The sequence below is a fragment of the Mycolicibacterium agri genome (assembly GCF_002553505.1).
Taxonomy (GTDB): Bacteria; Actinomycetota; Actinomycetes; order Mycobacteriales; family Mycobacteriaceae; genus Mycobacterium; species Mycobacterium agri.
Genome location: NZ_PDCP01000069.1, coordinates 20,605 through 29,182, shown reverse-complemented (window position 1 = coordinate 29,182; position 8,578 = coordinate 20,605). Strand labels below are relative to the sequence as shown.

Below are 8,578 nucleotides of genomic sequence, written 5' to 3'. Positions count from 1 at the left end.
GAAAGCCATACCCGACATCCCTGGGTGATTCGAAGCCTAAGGCCGACGACCCCAAACACCCTTCAAGAAAGGTAAGGATCGATGTCAATGTGCGCGGGCCGCTGGTGCTCAGCCACGGGTTCGGGGCGCGATTCCGCGCCAGAGGCCGCGGCGGCATCGTCCTGCTGTCGTCGATGGGCGCGTTGCAAGGTATGGTGCGGGTGGCGAATTACTCCGCCACCAAGGCCTACAATCTGGTTCTGGCCGAAGGGCTTTGGGCCGAGTTGCGCGACGACGGCGTCGATGTGCTCGTGAGCTGCGCTGGCGCGACGCGGACCCCAAACTACCTGGCCTCGGAACCGCAGGACGCAAACGTCCCGGTCCAGGAACCCGAACAGGTCGCCGTCGAAACCCTCAACGCGCTCGGCAAGAAGCCGACGGTGTTCCCAGCGCCCGTGCTGCGTTTCACGCATTTCGCGTTCCGCCACCTGATGGGACGCCGCACGGCGGTGCGCCTGATGGCGTATGCGAGCAACCGGACGTACAAGGAGCAGGACAGCTACAGCACCGGCGATCGCAGGTGACGGGCCCTGTGCCTATTTTTGCAAAGATAATAAAATACGGCCATGGATCGCGATCAGCTCGTCGACCTGACCCGTCGCGCACTCAAACTGGCGCGCGACAAGACAACCGACTTGGCGCCGGCCGAATACGCCGTGCGCGCCGACACCTACACCTCCCCCGACCGGCACGCGCGCGACCGCGCCATGATGATGGCAAGCCCCCAACTCGTCGGCTACGCATCCGAGTTGCCCGGTCCCAACACCTACTGCACGAAGACCGTGATGGGCCGCTCCATCGTGCTGACACGTTCGAGGCACGGCGCGGTCAAGGCGTTCGACAACGTGTGCCTGCACCGGCAGTCGCAGATCACCGAGGGGTGCGGCACGGCGCGCAGGTTGACGTGCCCGTACCACGCATGGAACTACGACCTCGACGGCAACCTCGTCGGTGTGCCGGGCAAGGAGGGCTTTCCGGAATCCACGAGTTCCGGTGCGAAACTGCAACAATTGCCCGCTGCGGAGTGCGCGGGTTTTCTCTGGGTCGGCCTTGACCCCGACGCCACGCTCGACATCCGCGGCTTTCTCGGGCCGCTCGCTGACGAATTGGAGGCCTGGGGCGTCGGCCGATGGTCGCCGCTGGGCGAGAAGGTGCTGGACTCCGCGATCAACTGGAAACTGGCGATCGACACCTTCGCGGAGAACTACCACTTCGCGACGGTGCACAAGAGGACCTTCGCGACGATCGCGCGCAGCAATTGCACGGTGTTCGACTCCTTCGGACTCCACCATCGACTTGTGTTCCCGCTCAACGGCATTCTCGATCTCGACGGCGTTCCCGAGGAGCAGTGGGATCCGTTGCAGAACATGGTCGTGATCTATGCCCTGTTCCCCAACATCGTGCTGTCGGCGACGATCGCCAACGGTGAGCTGTTTCGTGTCTACCCCGGGGAGGTGCCCGGCCGTTCGATCACAGTCCACCAGAACTCGACGCCGCTGGACCTTTCGGACGAGAGCGTGGCGGCAGGCGCGCAGGCGGTGTTCGACTACGCCCACGGCACCGTGCGCGACGAGGATTACGCTCTGGTCGAAAAGCTGCAGGCGAACTTGGCGTCCGGCGCCAAGGACCGCCTGGTGTTCGGGCGCAACGAGCCCGGCCTGCAACATCGTCACCAGATGTGGGAGGAAGCTATCGCCCGATGAGCCCTACGATTTCGTCGCGATGCGCGGGTTCCACCGCATCCAGCACATCGGCCAACTCCCAATCCCGGTACAGCGCCAAAGAGCGTTCGTAGAACGCGAATCCCGTGACCGGCTGACCGCGATACGATCCGTGATAGCGGTACGGGCCCTCCATGTACTCCAGAGGCAGGGCGTGAGCCGGCGCGGCCACCAAAGGCTCCCCCGTCAAATCCAGGCCGAGCTTGGCAGACGTCAGTCGGTGTCTGTCGGGCAGATAGCGCACGTTGGTCGGCGGCGGAACCAGGGTACGAATGGAATCAGGCCAGCGCACATAGCTGGACACGGCGACCTCGATGTCGTCGGCGTATTCCGGATCGGCGTCCGGCGCACTGACGGTCGCACCGGAGAACGGTTGCAGCGCATTGTGTTTCGTGCGGTCGAACTGCCGCCAAATACTGAGGTCGACGCCGTTGTCCAAGTTGATGGTGCGCCATTCGTGCGCGCGAGAGCGCATGTCGCCGGTCGGGCCGCCGTCGTTGGCGACCAACGGAAACCATTGCCGGTCCACGTGCCCGCGCTCACCACGCACCTCCTCGCTCACCGCACCCCAAGACAGCGTGCCCGTCATCGACATCCCAGTCTGGAAGTACGAGTAGGTGTTCGGCTGTCCGAAGCACTCGACGGTGCCGTTGTAGGCCGATGCGCCCAACGGTACCGGCGCCCGCGTCGGCGCCACCCGCAGCCTCAGCCGCATGGCGCTACCGCTCTGGTCGGTGCCGCAAAGATCGACGTCGTAGGTGTACGGCCGCAGCTCACCGACATCGTCGCGGCAGGTGCGCCACACGGCGGTACCGGCGCCGCCTACATAGGTGATGTCAAGACACTCGTCGCTGACGGAGAGCTTCGGCTGCGCGCCGGGAGGCTTGTTCCTCGACGGCATGTCGTAATCGGTGTAGGTGCCGTACGTTCCGGCGTCCAGATCGAACAGGGCGAACGTGTAGATGTCGGCGACCACGGCCTGTCCGGGCCGGTTCTTGTTGACGATGGACAGGAAGGCGAACGTGCGGCCGGACTCGCCGGTCAGCTCGCCGGCGAGAAACCAAGTATCCGACTCGCATGTCGGATGGTTGGCTTCGGCGGCGGGGAAGACGAAATGTGGGTCGTCGCGGACCAGCTCGAACGGATATCGACGCCAGTCATCACCCACAGTGACGCTCCATGGCACTCCAAGGTTGCTTTTCTTGCTATGTTAGCAGCAATAGCGCCTTCAGCGACTCGGAGTCAACGTGAGATCCCTCTTTTACGACCAGCTGCTCATCGGTAACAGGTGGTGTCAACCCGCGACGGCGCAACGTATTTCGGTGATCTCGCCGCACACCGAGGAACCCATCGGAGAGACGCCGGCCGCTGGGCCCCAAGACGTCGATCGGGCGGTGCAAGCGGCGCGCACGGCGTTCGACAAGGGGCCCTGGCCGGGACTGCCCGTCTCGGAGCGGATGGAGAAGGTCGAGAGGCTGGCCGCCGTTTACGCTGAGCATGCCGACGCGATGGCCGACCTGATCACCGCGGAGATGGGGTCGCCGCGCGCGTTCAGCAGGCTCGGGCAAGCCAACGGCGCGCTGTCGCAGATGTATCTCACCCTGGCCACCGCCAAGGAGTTCGACTGGGTCGAGCGCCGCCAGGGTCTCTTCGGCGATGTCCTGGTGCGGCGTGCTCCGGTCGGTGTCGTCGGCGCGATCGTGCCGTGGAACGTGCCGCAGGTGCTCATCATGCCGAAGCTGATTCCCGCGTTGATCGCCGGGTGCGCGGTCGTCGTCAAGCCGGCGCCTGAAACTCCCTTGGACGCAATGTGGTTGGCCGAGATGCTGGCCGATCTCGACCTTCCAGAAGGTGTGGTGTCGATCGTTCCGGGTGGTCCGCAGGCAGGCGAGAGCCTGGTTCGCCACCCCGGCGTCGACAAGGTGGCGTTCACCGGATCCTCGGCCACCGGCAGACGTATCGCGGCACTGTGCGGCGAGCAGCTCAAGCGGGTGAGCCTCGAACTCGGCGGCAAGTCCGCGGCGATCATCCTCGACGACGCCGACATCGACCACACCGTCAACCACCTCAAGATGGCCGGCTTGATGAACAACGGGCAGGCGTGTGTGGCCCAGACGCGAATCCTGGTCAGCGAACGCAGACACGACGAGGTCGTCGACGCGCTGGCCGACATGATGTCGAGCCTGCAGGTCGGCGACCCGGCCGACGAAGCCACCGACATCGGGCCGCTCGTCACCCAGCGCCAGCAACACCGCGTGATGAACTACATCAGGTCCGGCATCGACGAAGGCGCCAAAGCCGTTGTGGGAGGCGCCGAGAGACCGCGCGGCCGCGGCTGGTACGTCCAACCGACGCTCTTCACCGACGCGACGAACGACATGAAGATCGCCCGCGAGGAGATTTTCGGCCCGGTGTTGACGGTGCTCACCTACACCGACGAAGCCGACGCGATCCGCATCGCCAACGACAGCGACTACGGGCTGGCGGGATCGGTGTGGACCGCCGATGTGGCGCACGGCCTCGACGTCGCGGCCCAAATCCGCACCGGCACCTACGGAATCAACATGTACCAGCTCGACACCAGCGCCCCATTCGGCGGGTTCAAACAGTCGGGCATCGGACGGGAATTCGGCCCGGAAGGCCTGGCGCAGTATGTCGAGATCCAGTCGACGGTGACAGCAGGCCCGCTGCCCGCCAACTAGCTATTCAATTCCAGCGTCACCTCGGCCGGGCAGCACAGTTCGTCGCGCTGATTGAAGACCGAGATCTGCAGGTCCACCAGGAGTTTGGTGGCGCCGTCGGTGATCACGCGGCGCTTGTTCACCACGCTGCCGCGGCCGACCATCGAATCGTCCGCGTAGATCGATTGGTGGATGGACATCTTGCGCCGCACGACGCGACTGTGCGGGCCGGCCCACTCGGTCGCGATCCGATCGATGAAGCCCGCGATGTGCATGGTGTTGAGGAAGATCGTGGGATGGCCGTGACTTGTCGCGTATTCGGGGTCGTAATGCCCGGGAAAGTAATCCCACGTCGCACCGGGATTCATCACCACGCGCTGATAGCTGATCTCATCGACGACCTGGGCCAGTTCGGTCGGCACCGTCACCGCATCCCACGTCAGCGACCGATACGTCATTCCGAACCTCCCGGGGTGAAGCGGAACAACGTGTTTCGGTTCGTCGCGACCAGCGCCTCGTCGTCACGGTAGTAGCTGTCGCACGTCTCGACGAAGTGCCCAACGCCGACGCGGGTGCGTTTCTCCGGCGACACCGACACCACTTCTTCGACGACGTGCAGACGGTCTCCTGCGAGAATCGGCCGAACGAGCTCGACTTCGTTGGACGCATTGATGAACGTCGTGCCGGGCAGCGGCACCCGCAACGCGATCGATGGCACCGGCACGTCGCCGTTGGGCAGCCACGGCGGCGGGATCAACCACGCCATCAGCATCGCCGGCGGCGCGACCAGCCCACCCCAGACGCGAGTCGCGAAGTCGACGTCCCAGTACGCCGGGTTGGCGTCCTGCACCATTGCGGCGAAATGCTGAATTCGGGCTGGGCTGACCGCCGTTCCGGCGAAGCGCGGCTCGGTGCGCACACCCACCATGCGCAGGGCGTCCTCGTAGCTGCCGAACGCCAACTCGTAGCGGATGTCGGTGTTCACCGGCTCACACCGAGACGGCGCCGCTGGTGGGCACGGTATCCCAGGCCAGCGCGCGCGACGTGAAATACCATCCGCCGCGCTCGTAGACGAGTTGGTCGCGGTAGGTGCCGGTGCTGCGAAGCTCGCCTCCGACATACAGCAGCGCAACGCAGTCCTGCGTGGCATCGACGCCGTCGACCGAGATGTCGTGATCGACCGTCACGAGTCGTCGCCCGTCTCCCCCATCGAACGCCGCCGCCAAATCCGTGTACGTCTCGCCGTCGCGGACGAACGTCGCGCCCGCATGGCGGAACGTCGCGATCCAACCGGCGAGGTCGCCTGCGGAGTAGAGCCGGTTGTGCCGTGCGGTCAGGTTGAGAATCGCGGCCCGCCCGGCCAATCCGCTCAGCTCGTACTCCTGCTGATAGGTCATCGTCATACTCGTCTCCCGTCTACCGAGTCAGTATGTAGCCGTGCGCTTCTCGGTCCCATGCGGCCGTACCTAGCCCGCGTTGCCTAAGCAAGTCCTTGCGCACCCGGCCGATCACGTTTTTCGGTATCTCGTCGAGCTCCTCCACATACCGTGGCACGCAGAAATACGGCATGCGGGCCGAGCTGAAATCCAGCAGCTCGGCCGGATCGAAGTCGGCGTCCGGCCGCAACGTGACGACGACGAGGATGTCGTCCTCACCGAGGTCGCTCGGCACGGCGACAGCGGCGGCCTCGAGCACGGCGGGGTGGCGCATCACAACAGCCTCGACCTCCGCCGACGACACGTTCTCGCCGCGCCGCCGCAGCGAGTCCTTCACCCGGTCGAGGAAGGTGAGATTGCCGTCGACATCCAGCGATCCGAGATCGCCGGTGCGAAACCACTCGTCGTGCGGTGTCACCGCGAGGGACCCGTCGGCTTGGTCTTGGATGTAGCCCGCACTCATCGCGTGTGCAGATCGGGCCCGACAGGCGATCTCGCCGACCGATCCTGCGGGCAGCGGGCGGCCGTCGTCGCCGACGATGCGGACGTCGAAGGCGGGGTTGATCCGTCCCGATGTGCCGGGCACACCGTCGTCGGAGACGGCCTTGTAGGCGATCGGGAAGGCCTCCGTCATGCCGTACATCGTGACGACCCGTGCGCCGTACCGCTGCTCGATGCGGCGATACATGTCGGCGGCGATCGGCGCCGCGGAGATGAACCGCAGCGGCAGCTGCGCGTCACGGGGATCGGGCGGTTGGTTCCACAGCATCGACACCATCCCCCCCGCCCCCGCGAAACCCGTTGCCCCGCAAGCACGGATTTCGTCCCACACAGTGCTCGGCCGAAACGGCGCCGACAACACCGTCGTCGCACCGACCAGCATCGGCGCCAGCACCGACGGTGCGGCACTGAGATGAAACAACGGCATCGCGCTCCACACCACGTCACCGGCCGTCAACTCCCAGGCCGCCGCAACGCCCGCGGCGGCGGTGAACAGGTAGTGCCACGTCGTTGCGACTGCCTTCGACGGGCCCGTGGTGCCTGAGGTGAAGAACAGCGCGGCCGGATCGCCGGAGTCGGTCGGCTCGAGGTTTGGCGGGCTCGTCGAGGCGGTTGACAAGGCCTGCGACAGTGAATCATCGACGACACGAGGGCTTTTCAGCGTGTCGATGTGGTCGGCGACCTCGCGCAGCCGCGGCTGGCGTTCGGCGTCGGTGATGACGGTCCTGGCCCGCGACAACCGCAGGGCGTGCGCCAGGAACTCGCCCTTGCTGGCGGCGTTCACCGCGGCGGTGACCGCACCGATTCGGCCGGCGCCGAGCCAGAAGTACACCCATTCCGGGCAGGTCGCGGTGAACAGTGCCACGGTGTCGCCTCTGCCAACGCCCATATCGAGCAACGCGTTCGCCGCCGCGCGCGACCGTGTCGCCATCTGTTCGAACGTCACCGGGGTTCCGGCGATGGACATCAGCAGCCGATCGCCGAACTCCTCGACCCGTCGATCCAAGACATCGGCGACAGTGAAACTTCGGACTCCGAGCTCGGATGGGCGGACCGGCCCACCGGCGCGAGGCGCGTCAGGCACTCGCGGCCGCCGGATCCGGTTCACCGTGGACGGTGTAACCGAAGTCGTTCGGCGAGGGCATCTCGCCCGGATAGAAGCGGTGCGCCCAACGGCGCAGCGCGGCGTAATCGCGCGCCTCCTCCGGCGCCAGGTTGGGCTTCTCGAGGTATTTCATGTTCTCCCAGGTGAAGAAGTCCTGTTTGATGACCTCCTGCTGGAGTCGCAAGAACTTCGCCGCCCTGCCGGTGGGCATATCACCGGTGTCGCCGGGTTCGCGGGTGGATGCCTGGGTGTAGAAGTAGTCGGTGTAATCCTCGTCGACCGGCGTCTGCCCCGTCACCTGCACGGTCGCCACCAGTTCAGAGGGGAAACGCACGACGCCGAGCCCGAGCGAGTAGTTGTCGTAGACGATCTTCGCGTCCACCGGCCCGTTCGGCGTCAGCCACGTCTTCGCCCGTCCGCCACCGAAATTCGCATTCACCGTGGCGTGCAGGTGATACCCGGACACCTCAAACGACGCCGTGGTCGCGGGATTGGCGGCCTTGTGCACGTACTGCACGTGATACGGGTCGGCGGCGTTCTCGATGATCATCTGCGCGTGGACCTTCACCCGGTTGACCATTCGCGTGTGCGGGTGCAGCGGGTAGTACTCGCCCGTCTCGAGTTCAGGCAGCACCGGGGGCCGCCAATACGGCGCGCGGCCGTGGCGCTCATGCCAGACCAGGATGAAGCCGTACCACTCCGTGCACGGATAGGTCCGGATCCGGATGTTCTGCTTGCAGCCGATCCTGCTGTAGGGAATCAGGGCGTTGGTGCCGTCGCCGTTCCACTGCCAGCCGTGCCACGGGCAGACGATGCGCTCGCCCTCGACGGTGCCGCCGACGCCCATGTTGGCGCCCAAGTGCAGGCAGTACGCGTCAAGCACGTTGACCCGGCCGGACGCGGTGCGGAACATCACCAGTTCTTCGCCGAAGTAATGCATCCGCCTGACCTGGCCTGGCGCCAGATCGGAGGCGAACCCGACGATGAACCATCCGGTCGGGAACCGGTACTTCGACAGGCCGATGCCGCTGGGGCCGAACTCCCGTTCCGACGGATCGAGGGTGGAATCGTCGACCGTTTCCGCCATACCGTCTC

Annotated in this window: 9 protein-coding genes; 3 read left to right on the top strand and 6 right to left on the bottom strand. The window is 65.6% G+C overall.

Annotated features, from left to right (window positions below; genetic code table 11):
* Together CQY20_RS26295 and CQY20_RS26290 are read left to right on the top strand one after the other, a co-directional pair.
* On the top strand, positions 1-563 hold a 563-nt coding region (locus CQY20_RS26295), incomplete at its 5' end, for an SDR family NAD(P)-dependent oxidoreductase (RefSeq protein WP_133119137.1).
* Between the two features lie 42 nt (positions 564-605).
* A complete protein-coding gene (locus tag CQY20_RS26290; protein WP_097943058.1) occupies positions 606-1,742 on the top strand; it encodes an aromatic ring-hydroxylating oxygenase subunit alpha in 1,137 nt (378 codons plus the stop codon).
* Here the strand turns inward: CQY20_RS26290 and CQY20_RS26285 are convergent.
* A complete protein-coding gene (locus CQY20_RS26285) occupies positions 1,729-2,928 on the bottom strand; it encodes a lipocalin-like domain-containing protein (RefSeq protein WP_097943056.1) in 1,200 nt (399 codons plus the stop codon). The two genes, CQY20_RS26290 and CQY20_RS26285, sit on opposite strands and share 14 nt — an antisense overlap.
* 79 nt (positions 2,929-3,007) lie before the next feature.
* Between CQY20_RS26285 and CQY20_RS26280 the strand changes: the two genes are divergently transcribed.
* Positions 3,008-4,462 carry an aldehyde dehydrogenase gene (locus CQY20_RS26280; protein WP_097943054.1) on the top strand — a complete coding sequence of 485 codons (1,455 nt, stop codon included), beginning with the start codon at positions 3,008-3,010 and terminating at the stop codon, positions 4,460-4,462.
* On the opposite strand, the gene CQY20_RS26275 is transcribed toward CQY20_RS26280, so the two are convergent.
* From CQY20_RS26275 to CQY20_RS26255, 5 genes are read right to left on the bottom strand one after another with little or no spacing between them, the layout of a single operon-like run.
* Complete coding sequence (locus CQY20_RS26275) at positions 4,459-4,899, bottom strand: MaoC/PaaZ C-terminal domain-containing protein (protein ID WP_097943052.1); 441 nt, start codon at positions 4,897-4,899, stop codon at positions 4,459-4,461. The genes CQY20_RS26280 and CQY20_RS26275 overlap by 4 nt on opposite strands.
* Entirely contained in the window at positions 4,896-5,426 is a 531-nt protein-coding gene (locus tag CQY20_RS26270; protein ID WP_371871012.1) for an FAS1-like dehydratase domain-containing protein, read from the bottom strand. Before CQY20_RS26270 ends, CQY20_RS26275 begins: the two co-directional genes overlap by 4 nt.
* A gap of 4 nt (positions 5,427-5,430) precedes the next feature.
* The gene (locus tag CQY20_RS26265) at positions 5,431-5,844 is read right to left on the bottom strand and encodes a nuclear transport factor 2 family protein (RefSeq protein ID WP_097943050.1); all 414 of its coding nucleotides are present in this window, start codon (positions 5,842-5,844) and stop codon (positions 5,431-5,433) included.
* A gap of 13 nt (positions 5,845-5,857) precedes the next feature.
* Positions 5,858-7,462, bottom strand: a complete 1,605-nt coding sequence (locus tag CQY20_RS26260; RefSeq protein ID WP_097943068.1) for an AMP-binding protein — start codon at positions 7,460-7,462, stop codon at positions 5,858-5,860.
* Positions 7,455-8,570, bottom strand: coding sequence for an aromatic ring-hydroxylating oxygenase subunit alpha (locus tag CQY20_RS26255; protein ID WP_097943048.1), 1,116 nt, complete (start codon positions 8,568-8,570; stop codon positions 7,455-7,457). Before CQY20_RS26255 ends, CQY20_RS26260 begins: the two co-directional genes overlap by 8 nt.
* Positions 8,571-8,578: the final 8 nt, after the last annotated feature.

Bases quoted from the DNA above. Each gene is read 5' to 3' on its own strand.
- CQY20_RS26290 (WP_097943058.1), top strand. From the start codon at position 606: ATGGATCGCGATCAGCTCGTCGACCTGACCCGTCGCGCACTCAAACTG.
- CQY20_RS26275 (WP_097943052.1), bottom strand. From the start codon at position 4,899: ATGACGTATCGGTCGCTGACGTGGGATGCGGTGACGGTGCCGACCGAA.
- CQY20_RS26265 (WP_097943050.1), bottom strand. From the start codon at position 5,844: ATGACGATGACCTATCAGCAGGAGTACGAGCTGAGCGGATTGGCCGGG.
- CQY20_RS26255 (WP_097943048.1), bottom strand. From the start codon at position 8,570: ATGGCGGAAACGGTCGACGATTCCACCCTCGATCCGTCGGAACGGGAG.